The sequence below is a fragment of the Snodgrassella sp. B3088 genome (genome assembly GCF_026535815.1).
Classification (GTDB): domain Bacteria; phylum Pseudomonadota; class Gammaproteobacteria; order Burkholderiales; family Neisseriaceae; genus Snodgrassella; species Snodgrassella alvi_E.
Window position 1 is genome coordinate 217,043 of sequence record NZ_JAFNPG010000009.1, and the last position, 16,676, is coordinate 233,718.

The window sequence follows — 16,676 nt, forward strand, 5'->3', positions numbered from 1 at the left end:
AGCTATATTTCATAAAATAAACAAATAATATTTATTTTAAAAGCATAAATTACTTATTACCACAATCCAGATAAGATTAATTGTCATTAAAAACTTTCAACCTCTATTTTATGGTTGCCATTAAAATACAAATATTTTTAATCTATTTATTAAATTCAAAATTTTTCTATTGTGAATAGTTCCTCTATATTAGCTAAATATCAATGAAATATTAACTTAATTGCATAGCTCCATTATTTGCAACAATCAATTCTCCTGCTCGCATTAATGAGGCTCACAAGCGAATCAAGATAAAGAAATGGTACAGATGCTCTATATATACGGATTTCAGATTTAAAGGTTTCAGAGCTTTGTGATTGCGCTCTATCTTGTTTTGAAGTCTGAATCCCGGATTTCATACGGCTGTATGTAGCCAATAAATTTTGTAAACAGTTAATAATTTTTTAAAATTAGATAATAACTTTCTTTTGCACACCTTTAATATTAGCATACCCTAATATTTTTAGGCAAATAATTTGTATCAGTTGATTAAATATGCTTAAAAAGCCTTGTTTTAACTATCAGCAATTAGATGATACTTATTTTTCCATACAACAATTTAGGAAGTTATCTTTAAATATTTCTGTTTCATGCGCGATTATTTGCACCTTTAGAGACGTTTATATCTTTATCTTCTTCAACTAGCAAGATTTAATTATGCTATTAATTTCCAAAATATATCTGGATAATGATTAAGTTAACTAATGAAAATGTTTTCTTAAACAGGCGAATTAAAGTAACAACAGAATAAAATTATTGGACAACGTAATGCCGTCTTTCAACGCTGATATATGGTATTCGTCGCTGAGTTTCAAAAATATCATATGCGGGTTTCAATTGTTGCCAGAAAGGAAAATATTCTGAATCCTGATTTTTTTTCATATTAGATGGGCTCATCATAAATGGAAAAATATGTATCGGAATCTGCTTCTGCCCCTCGTCTAATGCCAAGCTGACGAGAGTATATATTTCTTCTATACTTGAGTCTGTCATGGCATAACAACCTGCAGAAACACATTTACCATGTATCATAATATAACTACCGTTAAAACCATTTGCTTGATCGTAAGTATTTGGAAAACCAATATTAAAGGACAGATGATAACGGCTATGTGGATTGAGCAGATTTTTCTGGGTTGCATAAAAGCCTTCCGGACTTTTGCCATCACCTTCTGCTTTTTTAGGTCCCAGTCCACCAGAAAAAGTACAAATTTTCCATGTTTTATATAGCTTGTATGGCTGATTTTTATGTTGAGTCCAGATTTCCAGAATCCCTTCCTGCTTAAAAAGACGCAAATAAATATTATCCCCGCGTACTGGATAATTGGCCGGATTCGTTTGAAGTGGATATTCCAAAGCTTGAGCATGATGGTATCGATTCAATGCCTGATTAATTGCTGATAAAGAATCAATGTATAGCGGATTATTCTTCAACACCAGCACAAACCCAGCAATAAAAGCAATTACACAGCCACCCACAAAAAAACCAAAGATTCTATTATTCCTGAATTTAAAATTGTTTTTGCGTTTTCTCACTACAGCCGAAATCAATAAAACAAACCCTACAGCAACCAAAAATATCAGGCTGGAGAGGCAAAGCAGGTTTCCGATTAATTTTGACATATATTATCTTTGATTTTTTCAACAGAAATCTGACTGTTTAAACTGATGGCTGGTTGTTAAACAACTGATTTATATGATTTCGTAAGCGCTTTAAGATTAAAAGTATCTTATTCAACTTATATTACTATAGTATGTAAAAATAAATCAATTTATTTAGCATTCTATTCAGAATTTAAATTTACTAATCAATTATTTACTTTCTTGCTGATTTTGGCAATCCATAATAACTTGATGCTTAACTTGTATTTAATCAAACAGAAAAACTTAACATTCGGCAACTAATTTATTTTTTTAAAACGCATTAGTTAATATTTTGTGCTGCTTCAGCTTCAATTTGCTATTTAAAAACTACTGAACAAACATCTGTTGTTTCTTGATAATTTCACACATAAAAATTATTAGCAATAAGAAATAAAAAAGCATTACCCACAGCCTGTAATCCATTGGTAATGCTTTTGTTTGTTAGTTACTTTTTGTCCAGCTGACACATACTGTGATGCGCTGTCCAGAAACCTACTAAAATGATTTTACCGCTTGTCTCTTACTTTTTTTCTAATGAAACCGGAAAGGTAACTAAATTATTAGTCTTATTCGGATCAGCTAACAACCCCTGAACTCGTGCTTTAAAATCAGCCTTACCGCTTGCGCTGGTAATTTTGACTGTCAGCAGAATAATCGTCTCTTCGCCTATAGGCAGTTTATCAATCCGGTTTGCAGACTCATTATAATTGCCCATCACTACTTTCTGTTTCGTGATTTGTACATCATCGGATAGCGATTGCAGAGAAATATTGCGTGCTTCCGCAGGACCATTGTTGGTGATAGTCAACAACAATTGCACACAGTCAGCCGGTAATGCCGGAGTAAGCTCTACTTTTTCAACCTCCAAAGCAATATCAGCTGCTCCAGGCATCACAGGAATACTGACCTCATTATTATTTAAATTAGCATCCTCCGTCTGACTTTTAATCCGAGCCGTAAACTGGCTTACCTTATCGGATCCGGTCACCTTAACCGTCAGTAACAACGTGGTGCTTTCTCCGGCGGCTAGATTATCGATACGCTCTTCCTGAGTATTGTAATTTCCAGCCAGTACTTGCTGAGCTGTAATCTCCAGATTATCTGGTAACTCAGGTTGGAGATAAACATTACGTGCACTCAGTGGTCCGTTATTACTAATTGTGACGAGTAACTGAGCGGTATCTTGATCTAAAGAATTATTCCATTCAACGGCTTCAGCACTGATTGCAACATCTTTCTTACCTGGAGCCACAGCAGCAGATGCAACATTATTACTCATATCAGGGTCAGCTGAATCACTGTTGATATGTGCAGTAAATTCACCCTTACCATCAGCATTTTTCATTCGCACAGTAAATAGCATCGTAACCGCCTCATTGGCGCCAAGCGCATCGATACGCTGCTTCAGAGAATTGAAATTGCCAGACAAAACTTTTTGCTCAGTAATTTCCAAATCAGATGACAATTCAGGCTGCACATGAATATTTCGTGCAGTTTCCGGCCCTTGGTTCGACACAGTCAGTAAAAATTGTGCCGTATCCGCAGGCAGTTTATCATTCCACTCTACTGTCTCAATATTCACAGCAATATCTGCATCACCAGCCACAGGCGGCTGAACCGCAGCTTGCTTAGCAAACAGATAATTTTCAGCATGCATATTGTCTTGCAGAACAATATGCTCGATTTTACCTGCCAGAGCCTGACCACCGGCACTACCTGCCACAGCTGGTCCGTCAATCATATCTGCAACATCGTCAACCCAGATAGAATAATCACCGGCCGCTAACTTATCAAAACTAAACCTGCCTGATTCGTCAGTGTAGGACACTTGTTCAATGCGCTTACCGGCCACATTCTGCCCTGACAAAACAACCTTGATATGGCTTAAACCCTTTTCATCATGATTTAGCAGGCCATCAGCATTCACATCATTGTAGACTGTACCGGCTATCAGCCCCTGAGCATACGTAGCATTATGCTTAAATAAACTATACTGACCGGTAGAATCAGAATCGAACACATTCACATAATAAGACCAAGACATATCCTTATTACGCGATTTGGATAACCAGACATTATCACTTAGCAAGTGTTTACCATCCGAACGTACCACATCGTCTGGCTGTCTGCTGCCCTGAAAAGGATCCGCCACCTTGGCATAAACAAATCCTTTTGTAGCAGGAAAAGAAAGCTGATAGCCTTTATCACCTGCTTGCAATAAAGCTTGACTGCTCTGCTCAGACACATCTGAGTTCAGGCCACTAGATTCATACAAACGTACTACATCACCATCACGAGCCAGAAAATCTGTGACATCATCGCTATCCGGTAAATCAGCTTTTACATCATGAATTAAGGAGTGGGTATTCGTGGCTTTCAACAGACTGGTCACAGCCCCACCCAGTGTATCCGCATGTGTAAACGTGGCCTTAAAATCCGTAAATGTCCCCGACAGACTGGCAATCATATTCCAGCGGCCAACTGTAGAAGCACCACCAGCAATATCTCCAAAATTCAGCAATAGACTTTTATCTGCAGACTGATTATTGATATAGCTGCCCAGAATAGAAAAATCCACCAAAAGATTTTTCTTATTTTCCACAATCTTCGGCTGAGCTGAATCAATCACCGTGTGATAAGAAATGCCCTTACCATCATTGCGAATACGAACACCAAGAGTAAAAGGCTCAGGTGTTTCTTCCTCAGCCGTAAACGGATCGTCACCATAAACTTCTCCCGGTAAAAAATAATCGAGCGTCAGCAATGGCTGAGGTTTCACTACCACATAATCTGGCACCACATCTACTGTCGTTTCCTGACCATTTAGCTCATAGGTGAGTTTTGCGCCTATATTGTAAAGCGTGTCCTTATCCTGAGCTGCGCCAAATGCAGGAATAATCATCCAATGGATATCAGCATTGGATTTGGCCGCAATCTGCCCCGTCCCATTAATATCATCAACACCGGACAAAGAATCAGTACGATAAAAGAATTTGGCCTGGCTATCCTCAGTTTTTTGCGTAACTTCTACTGGCTGATTATCCTTATCCGTAAAAACCAGCTCCACACGAATATTTTTCAGATTTGCATCCAGACCATTTTTAATTAACATCCGAGCATCAAAAGCTTGCCGCTCAAAAGACAGCTTTTGCTCAATCACAATTTTAACTTCCGCACACTCCACATCCTGCGCAAATGCCGATCTGACCGACAAAATGCTACAGAACAAAAATGCCAGAAGAGTCAGCATATGGCAAAACCCCTTACCATATTTCAACAGGGTACCCTTCATCATTTAACCTTTATATATTATTATTCATTTTATTGAATTTACAGATAAATCAAGTCACACTTACTCATCTACTCATATTTATCTGTTTACTCTCCTTAAAAATATTATTTATAGATAGTTCTAATTTTTATTCAGATTCTTATATTCTCCATTTTAATATGCATATAAAATTATTGTAATTAAAATATAATGATATTTTTTAAATTATCAGATAAATTATGTCCCATCTAGTTATAATTTAAACAGCGTAAATAAATTATCAAAATCGGCTGAAGAGATTTCAAACCCATAAATATAAATATAATCAAGACAATACTTTTATTCTGAGCTATATAAGTGGAATATTATCTGACCATAAAAGCCAGCAAAGCAAAAAGCCGCCGGCACAAAAATCAATTATATTTTTTCAAAAAACTACAACTAAAGCTTTGTATATGGCGCGTTAGTTGAAAGAATTAAAAGTACAGCACTCAAAATTAATGCTGACACAAAAATAAAGTAACCAAGCATCCGGCTTATATTTCTTCAAGTGAAATACTTTCCTAATATTTGTTCTGGAATGCACGATTTTTATTGTAAAGCATAAGTATGCAATGAATAAAATTTAAATTTGCATTAAATTGGAAGCAAAGTTCACAAAGAAAAATCTATAAATAGTACACATAGTATTTAAAAGAAATATAATAGCTGTACAAGCAAAATCAATATTTAACCTAAACTATATTAAGATTAAACAAACGAAGCTGAATTTTTTATCGGCAAAAGATATCAAAATTCTTTCTATAGATTAAATATTTAATCATCATAAAATTCAGACCCATTATAAATTATTACAAAATGTTAAACCTCTAATTCCCATCATTACCCTTTTTATAAACTACCCTGCCAAATATAATAAATATTACAGCGAATATCTTTACACCGTTTTTATACATGAATCAGTGCAGCAAAATCCTATTTACAAAATTTTTTTAACTATACCCTTTTTCAATTATCATTTGCAAGCCAAATTTAGTACAAATAAATCCCAAAAGCATAAATATATAAACAAACTAAACATCATGAATTAGTTTAGAACACTACTAAGCCTACTTTATTTATAAATAGATGGAGTAATAATAAAGATATAATTATGTATCAAAGTTTAATACACATTTAACAGATACAAAAAACCAGTACCTGCCAAACTGATTACTCTCACTATACGATTGAATCATTCAGCTCTTTTCGTTTCAATGATGCCTAGACATATCGATAATAGAAGCCGATACTTTTCTCATGTGTAGGAAAAAATGATAACATTAAGAATATGTAATTAAATTTACCAATATGGCAAAGCCAACATACCATATTAAAAATATTGTAAATTTTAAATTGTGTAACAGATACATGGCAGTCGGTATTTTTATCAAAAGCGAGGCTGTTAATTTTTAGATAAAAAAGTATTGGATAAGAACAAAAATCATGGCTTATTACCTTAATCTTTTTTCACCAGAAACTTATGCTGCATTTACTCATTCGAATAAAACGATTATTGGTTTTCGTAATCGACAGCAAGGAATGGCAAACCGTATTAAGGCTGGGGATGTGCTGATTTGCTATGTGACACGTTTATCGCGCTGGTGCGGTTTGCTAGAAATAGTAGATGGACCATTTCTGGATGATACGCCCATATTTATGGTAAAAGACGATCCTTATATTGTTCGTTTTCATGTTCGCGCTAAAGTGTGGCTACCTTTGCATGAAACATTACCTATTCATCTAGACGAAATATGGCAGCAACTTTCATTTACCCAATCTTGTGATAAAAAAAGCACCATCTGGACAGGCTTTGTACGTTGTAGTTTAAATAAATTTACAGATAAAGACGGTAAATTTCTAGCTAGTACGTTATTAGAGCAATCAGTAAATCCAGAATTACACCCATTGGATGAAAAAGAACAAAAAAATCTTAAAGTCCATATCGTGAACCGCATTGACAAGGTTGTAGAAGTTTCTGTACCTGACAATGATGATGAATTCTTGGCAAGTGATAAACAGCAGCAATCTCAAGATGTGCGTGAATCAATTAAAATGCAAGCATTACTAGCGCAGATAGGCGCTCGTATGGGGCTACGTATCTGGCTGCCCAAAGCAGACAGGTGCAGGGTATTAAAAGAGTGGAAAAACGGAACAGAACTTTTATTAGACCATTTGCCGCTTAATTATGACGAAGCAACATTAAGTACAATTGAACAAATTGATGTAATTTGGTTAAAAGAACGTTCAATTGTTCGTGCTTTTGAAGTAGAACATACTACTTCGATTTATTCCGGTTTGTTACGGATGGCAGATTTGCTTGCATTGCAGCCAAACATGAATATTAATCTACATATTGTGGCTCCAGACGCGAGAAAGGGGAAAGTGTTTCAAGAAATTCGTCGGCCCGTATTCTCTCTTTTGGATAAAGGACCGCTGTTTGAAAGCTGTAGTTATATTTCCTATAGTAATTTAAAGGAATTGAGTAAGCAAAAACATTTAAATAGAATGACAGATGCTGTTGTGGATGATTATACGGAGAAAGAAGAATTGTAAGGCTTAGATTTCAATAATAAAAATACAAACCTACAGGTAGGCTTTTTTACCAATAAGGTTATTCATTGCAAGTAAGTAATAGATATGAAAAAAAATTTGCTTATTAATACAACTATCACCGAATCAATTTTGAAATTAAAATACATTTCAACTTAAGCGTAATCGTTTTTTTGTTGCAAACAAATTTGTGTTTGCTATAGATAGCACACGCAGTTTATTAAATAATTGTTTTTTTTATTAGGTTAGTTCAATTCAGAGCGAAACTAATAACTACTGTGCACAACCAATCCATCATAAGCAGGTTCGCAGTTTTTCGGGCAACGCTGCTTTAAATTATGGTATTCCTGTTTATGGGTCATGTGGATAAAGTAAGTATGTTTGGCCTGAATGCGTTCGGCGTAAGCAAAAGCCTGTTTGGTACTAAGATGGCTGGGGTATGAAGTGTCCATCAAGCAATCGAGAAACAGGTAATCTAGTCCCTGTAAATGTGCGAAAATGGATTCGTCAATATGGTTTAGATCGGTAAACCAAGCAATGTTGCCTATGCGATAAGCACTGCTTGTCCAGCTTCCATGTGATACAGCAAACTGCCATACAGGTACGTCTTCAATAGTGAGAACCCTGCTCTGCCCCTGATTTAACGGTAACTCATGTGCGCGCAGTACAGGACGGTTCCAGTGGTTATTTTGTTCCAGAAAAGCGTAATCAAAGCGGCTGCAAATATTAGCCAATGTATCACGATGGCCGTATATCGGTATGGGTGCGCGCTGTTTGTAGCAGAATGCGCGCAAATCATCGATACCGTTTAGATGGTCGGCATGAGGATGGGTGTAAAGCACGCCATCGATATGCGACAGTTGATGTTGTAAAGCCTGATGGTAAAAATCGGTACCGGTGTCAATTTGCCAGTGCTGTTTGCCTATCTGAATATGAGCACTGCAACGGGTGCGCCTGTTTTTCGGGTCGCTGCTGGTGCAGGTAGCACATTCACAACCAATTACTGGCGTACCGGAAGAGCTGCCACAGCCAAGTACAGTTAGGGTAATCTGTGTCATGGCTGACTAGTCAGCGGTGGTAATTTGCTAAACAAGCGATAGGTATTGGCGGTGGTGGCTGCTTCGATGGTTGCCATGCTCTCGCCGCGAAGCTGTGCGACAAATTCGGCGGTGTAACGTACGTAAGCCGGTTCATTTGGTTTGCCACGCTTGGGCACTGGAGCCAGATAAGGAGCATCAGTTTCAACCAATATGCGATCTAAAGGTACGTATTTGCAAGCTTCTTGTATCTGCTGCGCGTTTCTGAAGGTCAGTATACCAGAGAAAGAAATATAAAAGCCTAAATCCAATACTGCTTTAGCAAAGGCAGTATCTTCGGTAAAGCAATGGATAACGCCCTGTTGTGCTTGGTTTTCATGTAGAAGGCGCAGTGTATCCGCAGCAGCATCACGGGTATGGATAATCAGGGGCAGACCGGTTTGGTTGGAGGCCTGTATATGCGTGCTGAAGCGTGCATGCTGCCAGGCCAGATCTCCACTGCACCAATGATAATCGAGGCCAGTTTCCCCGATACCGACTACTTTAGGATGTTGTGCAGCCGCAATCAGTTCATCCACACTCATTTCCGCCGAGTTTTGGTCTTCAGGATGCACTCCGACACTGGCAAACAGATTTGTATGCTGCTCGGCCAGTGCCAGCACTTCGTCGGCACTTTGGCGGTCTACGCTAATGGCAATAGCCTGCCCTATTTCTGCCTGTGCCATATTCTCCAAAACTTGTGGCAGTCTGGCTGCCAACTCAGGCATATTCAAATGGCAGTGTGAATCGATAAGCATGATTACAGGGTATATGTTGTGCGTTCGCTCAGCAGTAAACCAGGCAGAATATCTTCAATACTCTGCTTTACGGCAATGCTGTCTTCATCTTTGCCAAATGCCAGTCCGATTCCCTGAGGCTGGCCGGTAGATGTAGCGGCGGTGTTTATCCATACTACTTTTGTACGCAGATATTTGGCTTCGTTGAATTCGGGCAGGTTTACCGCCAGTAATACTTCTTCACCCATTTGAAACGTATCTGTTGTGGGTGCAAACAGGCCACCATGCTGTAGAAATGCCATATAGCTGCGATACAGCTCTGGTTTATCGGGAATGGTTAAATTGAGCATTTTGCCCGGCAGATTGGTAGGCGCTTCAGCCATAAACTTCCTTTGTGCTTATGTGTGTTTATGCTGCCACACATTAAGATAATCTATTAACAGGTCTTCCAGTTGCATTTTAACATTGAGGGTATGTTTACCGTAAGGGGCCAGCGCATTTACTCTGTCGATTAAAGCAAACAGGGATAACGGGTCGATTTGTGCAGTAATCTCGTTCAATGCATTTTGCCAAGCCGGATAATACATGGCACACATATGCTGCTGCGCTAAAGACATATCCAGTAACCATTTGGCCAGCCAGTCGAGAAAGGTTGCCAGAGCCAGTTTCTGTTTGTCAAAGGCAGCAGCATAATCCAGCATGGCAATCAGACGTGGCTTGACGAGCAAAGGGATAAGTTCGTTACGTAGCTGCGTATGGCTGTCGTTATCAGAAAACAAGGGTGCCCCGCCGTGAAAGGCAAGTAAATCAGCCGTTTTTTCACCATGTAATTGTTGAGCAAAGGCCAATGCCTCTGCTGGTGTAGGCATGGTTAACACCACCTGACGACAACGACTTTTAATGGTAGGTAGCAGGCGATCTTTCTGATGGCTGACCAGAATAAAAATCATCCCAGCCGGCGGTTCTTCTAGAATTTTCAGCAATGCATTGGCGGCCTGTGTATTCATACTTTCAGCGGGGTAAATTAAAGCCACACGTTTGCCGCCGCGATGGGCACTTAGGTGAGCAAAGTCGAGCACATTACGGATGGTTTCTACTTTAATTTGTGCCAGCTTTCGTTCACCGCCGTCGCTGTCTGCTTCTTCCGGCGTCACCATCAGGAAATCCGGATGGCTGTGCTGGCTGAATAAATGACAAGAAGTACATGTACCACACGGCTGATGATTAGCTAGCGGGGACTCACACAGCAGTGCTTGCGCCAGATACTCGGCAAATTCCCGCTTACCGATTCCCGGATGGCCATAAAGCAACCATGCTTGCGGTTGCTGCTGCCAATGCTGGGCAATCTGTTGCCAAACAGGTTCGAGCCATGGGTAAATCATGGGTTCAATCCAAACTGTTGTGCCAGACTCTGATTGATTTGCGCTGCTACAGCATCCAGTTGCAGGCTGCTATTAATGATGGCGTAGCGTTGCGGTGCCGCCGCGGCACGGTCTAAATAAACCTGACGTGTGTGTTCAAAAAAATTAGTATCCAGTTGCTCAAAGCGATCGGGACTTGTGTTGTGACTTAGACGCTGCTGAGCCACAGCCAAGGGCACATCCAGTAGTAGAGTTAAATCGGGCTGCAATCCCTGCTGTACCCAGTTTTCCAGAACAGCGATATCAGCCAGAGGAAGACCCCGTCCACCACCCTGATAAGCAAAAGTGGCATCTGTAAAACGATCACTGACAACATGCATACCTTGTGCCAGAGCCGGTTTAATCACCTCATCCAGATGCTGCTGACGGGCAGCAAAAATCATCAGTGTTTCAGTGCGGGCATTGGCACGGGTAGCAGGATTAAGCAAGAGCTCGCGTAACGCTTCACCAATAGCAGTGCCTCCCGGCTCACGGGTAAAGAGTACCGGCAATTGGTGTTTTTCAAACCATGTACGAATGGTATCGAGGTTGGTTGATTTACCGGCACCATCAATCCCATCCAACGTAATAAATTTTGCTTTCATCTATACTAATCTGCTCAGGGTTTTTTCAGAATATACTGGCGAACCGCTGCGTTATGCTCGTTCAGACTGTGGCTGAACTGGCTACGTCCGCTACCATCATTACGCGCCACAAAATACAGGTAATCATTACTTGCCGGATGAGCAGCCGCTTCTAGCGCAGCTTTGCCCGGCAATGCAATCGGGCTGGGCGGTAGTCCGGCGCGAGTATAAGTATTGTACGGTGTGTCACGACGTAAATCAGCTTTGCCAATTTTACCTTTATAGCGGCTGCCCATGCCATAAATCACGCTAGGGTCTGTTTGTAAGCGCATATGCTGATTAAGCCGATTAACGAATACCGCGGCCACATTGCTTCTGTCTTCCGCATGTCCAGTTTCTTTTTCTATCAGACTGGCCATAATCAGCATTTCGTAGTCAGACTGGTAAGGAAGATTACTGCGCCGTTCTTCCCATGCGGCCTGCAAATGTTTCTGCATCGCCTTATATGCTTGCTGATATAGCGATAAATCACTGCTATCAGAGCTAATATCATACGTTGCTGGAAAAAACAGCCCTTCTGCGTGGGCATAATGGGTATCATCTGCCACTTGTTTAAGTATCTGGGCATCAGTCCAGCCACGAGTAAGATGTTCTATATCAGGTGTACTATCAACAATCCTGCGCATCTGTGCAAACGTACTACCTTCAATAATTTGCACATTAATACTGTCTGGCTTACCATTTCGCAGCCTTTGCAGAATCTGCCAGCTTGATACCGAGCGGGGTAAACGATAATTACCACGATGAATTTTATCACCCATGCCAAGCATATAGGCCGTGCCAACAAATACCCAGCGATTGTAAATCACATCATTAGTGGTTAGTATCCTGCTTACCCCGCTAATACCATAGCCTGCTGGCACTTTCAAACGATAGCCCGCGTTGCTTTTAGGCATAAACAACAACAATGCCCATACTAGCGCAAACATCAGTAAACCCGTCAAAATCAGCAATACCGCCCGTCGTTGTTTACGCCGCATAAAAGCTATCCTGTTAAATAAGATTATTTTAGACTAGCCTGTAAGTATAAATTTAATTGGCAGAAGCCACCACTCCTGCCTTTAATCCGAATGTGTGTCCAGATATGCAATATTTATTGGGTAGAATAGTTTACAGATTGAGAACTGTATTTTTACTTTAACAAGAAAGCTTAAGCTAGGGCTTGCAAAATTCAGTAGTTCAGGTAAAATGCGCAGCCTGTTCAGCAATAAACGCTGTAACAATCGGGGGTATAGCTCAGTTGGTAGAGCGCTTGCATGGCATGCAAGAGGTCAGCGGTTCGATCCCGCTTACCTCCACCATATAAATAATGATTTTATAGATAAATGGACGCAAACATGCGTCTTTTTTTGTATCTGCTTTTTACAGCGCTTGGGTTTTGCTCCGGTTTTATAAATTATTCGATTTTCTTTTACCTTTGAAAATAAAAGCAAATGACTATTTGTAAATAAAATCATGCTAAAAATAAGAGAAATGAATCGCATGAATTCCATTTTAGCCAATTCTAAAAATCTGAAATTCATACATATTCTAATTGAAAGCTATTTTTACCCACTTATATCCGAAGCTGTGTAGAGATTGGAAAACATTAAAATACTAAAGTAGAATTTAGGTGAATACTTATCTTTAGCTGAAGATTAAAGATTAAGCATATTTTTGAAATCTGCTATCTGCTGCAAATTTTTCTATTTTGGAAAGGTACTCAATCTAGCTATGTAACAGATACAATTTGAATAAAAAAGAGATTCTTTTTATTCGAATAAAATAAATTTTAAAGTTTATACAAATTTAATATTTTAATTTAATGCAATTTAAAATTAAATTATTTATTTCATTATTTCAATCATTTTTATTAATCAAAATATTTTGGTTTATTTGATATATAAACTTTTGCAGCGATTCTGCATTTATTCCCAAAGCACGCACACATAAAACGCAATCTGCAGCTTGTGTGATACCCCACAGATAATCATCGTTTTCAAGTGGCCAATCTGGCAATAAAGCGGTGTATATTTGGTTAATTAGCTGCTGTATGTCCGTTTTGCTGGCGGCTGTATTGACATAATAGAGGCAGGCTTGGTGAGTATATTGCTCCATCTGTCCCAATACATTAAGAGGTTGGCGATTGGGTTGCCAGAAGATATTGTCGCTTAGTAATGGCTGTTGCTGATAATTAATGGTTACACGTGATGACAAATAACGAAAATCCCAGCGTTCATGATTAAGTACGCGGCCGCAGGCGATGATTTCGCCCAAAATTAGCTGGCAGTTATCCGCCAGACTGATTTGCATACTTTGAGTTAAGGCCGCATCGCGATGCAGCACCAATGGATGCGGTAGATAGCAAAGCCGGCTGTTTTCATGCAGAAAAATACGTGTATGCTGCTGCGCTTCTGCTGCCTGAGGCATGGATTGGATGCGAGTAAAGGCTTGTGTGAACAAGTACAGTTGTGTTTGTTGCGCCAGCTCTATCTCAATATCTATATGATCACCCGCTAGCAAACCCGGCGAAGAACTCATCTGCATCACCGAGAGTGCCTGAGGCCATACCGGTGTAGCCATATGGGGTAAAGTCAGAATTTTCAGTGGCGGTGAATAAAAGCAATTGCCTAAGATTGTCTGTCTGCGCTGGTTGAGCTGAGTGACAAGTGCTAATCGGCTGTGCATAAACGTATCAAGCCTGCAGGTTCTGCTACATTTTCCAGTAAGGCGTATTTTTTAATCCAGTCTATTATTGTATTTATCCCCTCTTCTCCCATCAGATTGGTAAATACAAACGGCTGCCCTTTACGCATGCGCTGAGCATCATGCTGCATAACTTCGAGACTGGCACCTACGTAAGGAGCCAAATCGGTTTTGTTAATGACCAGTAAATCAGAACGGGTAATACCGGGGCCCCCTTTGCGCGGAATTTTTTCGCCCTGTGCTACATCGATCACAAACAGGGTAACATCGGCCAAATCTGGGCTAAAGGTGGCGGAAAGATTATCACCACCACTTTCAATAAAAACAATCTGAATATCTGGAAACCGCGCCACCATTTCGTCTACTGCTTCCAGATTCATGCTGGCATCTTCACGGATGGCGGTATGCGGACAACCGCCAGTTTCTACACCCATAATACGCTCAGGTGGCAGCAAGCTATTTTTGGTCAGAAACTCGGCATCTTCCTGTGTATAGATATCATTGGTGATTACTGCAATGCTGTATTGCTGTGCCATATGGCGAGTCAGTTTTTCAATCAATGCAGTTTTGCCCGAACCCACCGGACCAGCAACGCCGATTTTTATGTATTGACGCATCTTATGTGCAGACCTTTCGCTTTGGTAAGCGCTTATTTGTATTTATTTTGTGAACAATGTTTTTAGACTGTTAAACCCATGTGAGCAGACAGAAAGGCAAATCAGCCTTTTCTGTCTGAACGGAGAGTTAATAGCGATCAGGCTGTGAACAGCATCCCAAAGCCAACCAGACCAATCAAGCTGCCGGTCAGGCGCAATAACCATTGCTGTTTGCTCAAGGCGGTACCCAATCCAAAACCGGCGGCGTGCAACGCAGCGGTAACAATAACAAAGCCACATGCATAGCTGAATGCGCCATGAGCACCCATTTCAGCACCATGTGCTACACCGTGAAACAGAGCAAACAATCCGACCAAAACCATGGCTGCTGAAGCCGGTACTTTTTTAAGCCACGCTGCAGCAAGGCCCAGTACCAGTACCGAAGCGGCTATTCCCTGCTCCAGCATCGGTATCTGCATACCATGTGCACCAAGTATAAAACCAACTATCATCACCCCAACGAATGTTGATGGTATTAGCCAGCGTGCTTTTCCGCGGAAAGTAGCAGCCCACAAACCCACGGCCAGCATTGCCAGCAAATGGTCCCAGCCACTGAGCGGGTGCAATGCACCCGCCTGCCAGCCTTCAGTAATATGCCCGGGGTGAGCAAAAGCCAGTACCGGACTTAACAATAACAAGGTAAATATTTTTTTCATGATTTTCTCCATTAAAGATGAATCTAACTCATATATAAACGAGTATATAATCGTTCATGCTGCATGGCTCTGATATCTGTGGCCAGTGTTGTCGCACCTAATTGCTTTATAGAAGGCTGCATACTAGCAGCAACGGTTTCAGCAATCTTTTCATGCAATTCAATTAACATTTCCTGCCCCGCCATCTGGCTAAGTGGAATCAATTTCACCCCATTAGTAATCAGGCTCACTACAGCGTTGTAATAAAATGCCTGTAGGGTAGCCGCTTTATCTAAATGCATTGCAGCTGCCAGCAGACCAAATACCAGTGGATAAAATCCCCGTACCTGCTGTGACAACAGTGCATCCTGAAAGGATCTCACTATGGCTGTCTGGTAATGCGGTGCAAAAATTTTAAGCAGGCGTATGCCGAGTTTGTAGCTGCTCTCACGCAGTTCACGAGCTACTTTGGCAGCACCTATCTGTTTATCTAGCTGCATCAGTGCTGGCAGATTATTGTCTTTGCTGGAATGGTAGGCCAATGATACATAGGCACCATCATTGTGTATCCAGTTTTGCTGCAATTGGGTACAAACAAATTCTTTCAAGGTAGCCGTATTATGTACTGCGCCGTGCTGGACAAAGGTTTCCAGCCCGCCAGAGTGGTTAAAGCCTCCAATTGGCAGCGTAGGATCAGCCAGCTGCAGCAATAAACCTGCACGGGTTAAAGCGTGAATATCAAGCTGGCTTCCAAAGTTGCTCATAGATGCAAACATTAATGATGGTGGTGTTCTGCAAAATCATGGCTGTGGCTATGCGTGTGACTACCGCCCACACCTGGTGCAGAATTGGCACGCAATTGTTCACTCAACCGCCTTTGCTGGCGTGTAGGCGCAAAACCAGCTGCTTGCAACCATTCAAACAATGGTTTATCAAATGGCAACAGTAATTCATTTCCATCTAAAAATAATGGGGTATGTTTGTTCCCGATTTCATAGCAGGCACGTGCCATTTCCGCTAGGGTCTGTGGTGCCAGCACCATCACTTCACTAGGCTCAATCTGCACTACGATAGCCAGCTGCTTATCCAGATACACCACATCATCATGATGCAGACGTTGTCCTTCTTTCAGCAGGCGAAAAGCAATTTCTCGCCCGTCTTTGGTGGTGGTGCGGATAATGCGGCGGTCTGCTTCAAACCATTGCAGGCAGACGGTATCGACTTTCTGGGTTGTTATCTGCTGCTGTTGTTTAAGCGTTTGCAGATTGCCGATAATGGTTTGGATGATGAGATTCAT

At 40.6% G+C, this 16,676-nt stretch carries 14 protein-coding genes and 1 tRNA gene; 2 read left to right on the plus strand and 13 right to left on the minus strand.

What is annotated here, in order from left to right; genetic code table 11:
- Positions 1-792: 792 nt before the first annotated feature.
- Both J3U75_RS07855 and J3U75_RS07860 read right to left on the minus strand, forming a co-directional pair.
- A complete protein-coding gene (locus J3U75_RS07855; RefSeq protein WP_267391387.1) occupies positions 793-1,662 on the minus strand; it encodes a L,D-transpeptidase family protein in 870 nt (289 codons plus the stop codon).
- A gap of 541 nt (positions 1,663-2,203) precedes the next feature.
- Positions 2,204-4,975: an SdrD B-like domain-containing protein gene (locus tag J3U75_RS07860; protein ID WP_267391388.1), complete on the minus strand. Its 2,772-nt coding sequence runs from the start codon at positions 4,973-4,975 to the stop codon at positions 2,204-2,206.
- A gap of 1,464 nt (positions 4,976-6,439) precedes the next feature.
- On the opposite strand from J3U75_RS07860, the gene J3U75_RS07865 reads away from it, so the two are divergent.
- A complete protein-coding gene (locus J3U75_RS07865; RefSeq protein WP_267391389.1) occupies positions 6,440-7,549 on the plus strand; it encodes a hypothetical protein in 1,110 nt (369 codons plus the stop codon).
- A gap of 263 nt (positions 7,550-7,812) precedes the next feature.
- Here the strand turns inward: J3U75_RS07865 and J3U75_RS07870 are convergent, their stop codons facing one another.
- From J3U75_RS07870 to mltG, 6 genes are read right to left on the minus strand one after another with little or no spacing between them, the layout of a single operon-like run.
- A complete protein-coding gene (locus J3U75_RS07870) occupies positions 7,813-8,604 on the minus strand; it encodes an MBL fold metallo-hydrolase (RefSeq protein ID WP_267391390.1) in 792 nt (263 codons plus the stop codon).
- On the minus strand, positions 8,601-9,383 hold the full coding sequence (locus J3U75_RS07875; protein ID WP_267391503.1) for a TatD family hydrolase: 783 nt from the start codon (positions 9,381-9,383) through the stop codon (positions 8,601-8,603). Before J3U75_RS07875 ends, J3U75_RS07870 begins: the two co-directional genes overlap by 4 nt.
- On the minus strand, positions 9,383-9,742 hold the full coding sequence (locus tag J3U75_RS07880; RefSeq protein ID WP_100139715.1) for a PilZ domain-containing protein: 360 nt from the start codon (positions 9,740-9,742) through the stop codon (positions 9,383-9,385). Before J3U75_RS07880 ends, J3U75_RS07875 begins: the two co-directional genes overlap by 1 nt.
- A 15-nt stretch (positions 9,743-9,757) precedes the next feature.
- Positions 9,758-10,741, minus strand: coding sequence for a DNA polymerase III subunit delta' (holB, locus tag J3U75_RS07885; RefSeq protein WP_267391392.1), 984 nt, complete (start codon positions 10,739-10,741; stop codon positions 9,758-9,760).
- Complete coding sequence (gene tmk / locus J3U75_RS07890; RefSeq protein ID WP_267391393.1) at positions 10,738-11,364, minus strand: dTMP kinase; 627 nt, start codon at positions 11,362-11,364, stop codon at positions 10,738-10,740. The genes holB and tmk overlap by 4 nt, the downstream gene beginning before the upstream one ends.
- Positions 11,365-11,378: 14 nt before the next feature.
- On the minus strand, positions 11,379-12,383 hold the full coding sequence (gene mltG / locus J3U75_RS07895) for an endolytic transglycosylase MltG (protein WP_267391395.1): 1,005 nt from the start codon (positions 12,381-12,383) through the stop codon (positions 11,379-11,381).
- Positions 12,384-12,628: 245 nt separating this feature from the next.
- Here mltG and J3U75_RS07900 point away from each other — a divergent pair.
- A tRNA-Ala gene (locus tag J3U75_RS07900) sits at positions 12,629-12,704 on the plus strand.
- Positions 12,705-13,242: 538 nt separating this feature from the next.
- Here the strand turns inward: J3U75_RS07900 and J3U75_RS07905 are convergent.
- The 5 genes from J3U75_RS07905 to ureE form a co-directional block, all read right to left on the minus strand.
- A complete protein-coding gene (locus tag J3U75_RS07905; protein ID WP_267391396.1) occupies positions 13,243-14,070 on the minus strand; it encodes an urease accessory protein UreD in 828 nt (275 codons plus the stop codon).
- Positions 14,055-14,705, minus strand: coding sequence for an urease accessory protein UreG (ureG, locus tag J3U75_RS07910; protein ID WP_267391397.1), 651 nt, complete (start codon positions 14,703-14,705; stop codon positions 14,055-14,057). The genes J3U75_RS07905 and ureG overlap by 16 nt, the downstream gene beginning before the upstream one ends.
- Before the next feature lie 137 nt (positions 14,706-14,842).
- Positions 14,843-15,400 (minus strand): HupE/UreJ family protein, encoded by a 558-nt coding sequence (locus J3U75_RS07915; protein ID WP_218966442.1) that lies wholly within the window; start codon positions 15,398-15,400, stop codon positions 14,843-14,845.
- 23 nt (positions 15,401-15,423) lie between these two features.
- Positions 15,424-16,143 carry an urease accessory protein UreF gene (locus J3U75_RS07920; RefSeq protein ID WP_267391398.1) on the minus strand — a complete coding sequence of 240 codons (720 nt, stop codon included), beginning with the start codon at positions 16,141-16,143 and terminating at the stop codon, positions 15,424-15,426.
- 11 nt (positions 16,144-16,154) lie between these two features.
- Positions 16,155-16,676, minus strand: a complete 522-nt coding sequence (ureE, locus tag J3U75_RS07925; RefSeq protein ID WP_267391399.1) for an urease accessory protein UreE — start codon at positions 16,674-16,676, stop codon at positions 16,155-16,157.

Coding starts and splice junctions, on each gene's coding strand:
- J3U75_RS07860 (WP_267391388.1), bottom strand. CDS start 4,975: ATGAAGGGTACCCTGTTGAAATATGGTAAGGGGTTTTGCCATATGCTG.
- J3U75_RS07865 (WP_267391389.1), top strand. CDS start 6,440: ATGGCTTATTACCTTAATCTTTTTTCACCAGAAACTTATGCTGCATTT.
- ureG (WP_267391397.1), bottom strand. CDS start 14,705: ATGCGTCAATACATAAAAATCGGCGTTGCTGGTCCGGTGGGTTCGGGC.
- tmk (WP_267391393.1), bottom strand. CDS start 11,364: ATGAAAGCAAAATTTATTACGTTGGATGGGATTGATGGTGCCGGTAAA.
- J3U75_RS07870 (WP_267391390.1), bottom strand. CDS start 8,604: ATGACACAGATTACCCTAACTGTACTTGGCTGTGGCAGCTCTTCCGGT.
- ureE (WP_267391399.1), bottom strand. CDS start 16,676: ATGAATCTCATCATCCAAACCATTATCGGCAATCTGCAAACGCTTAAA.
- mltG (WP_267391395.1), bottom strand. CDS start 12,383: ATGCGGCGTAAACAACGACGGGCGGTATTGCTGATTTTGACGGGTTTA.
- J3U75_RS07855 (WP_267391387.1), bottom strand. CDS start 1,662: ATGTCAAAATTAATCGGAAACCTGCTTTGCCTCTCCAGCCTGATATTT.
- J3U75_RS07920 (WP_267391398.1), bottom strand. CDS start 16,143: ATGAGCAACTTTGGAAGCCAGCTTGATATTCACGCTTTAACCCGTGCA.
- J3U75_RS07880 (WP_100139715.1), bottom strand. CDS start 9,742: ATGGCTGAAGCGCCTACCAATCTGCCGGGCAAAATGCTCAATTTAACC.
- holB (WP_267391392.1), bottom strand. CDS start 10,741: ATGATTTACCCATGGCTCGAACCTGTTTGGCAACAGATTGCCCAGCAT.
- J3U75_RS07905 (WP_267391396.1), bottom strand. CDS start 14,070: ATGCACAGCCGATTAGCACTTGTCACTCAGCTCAACCAGCGCAGACAG.
- J3U75_RS07915 (WP_218966442.1), bottom strand. CDS start 15,400: ATGAAAAAAATATTTACCTTGTTATTGTTAAGTCCGGTACTGGCTTTT.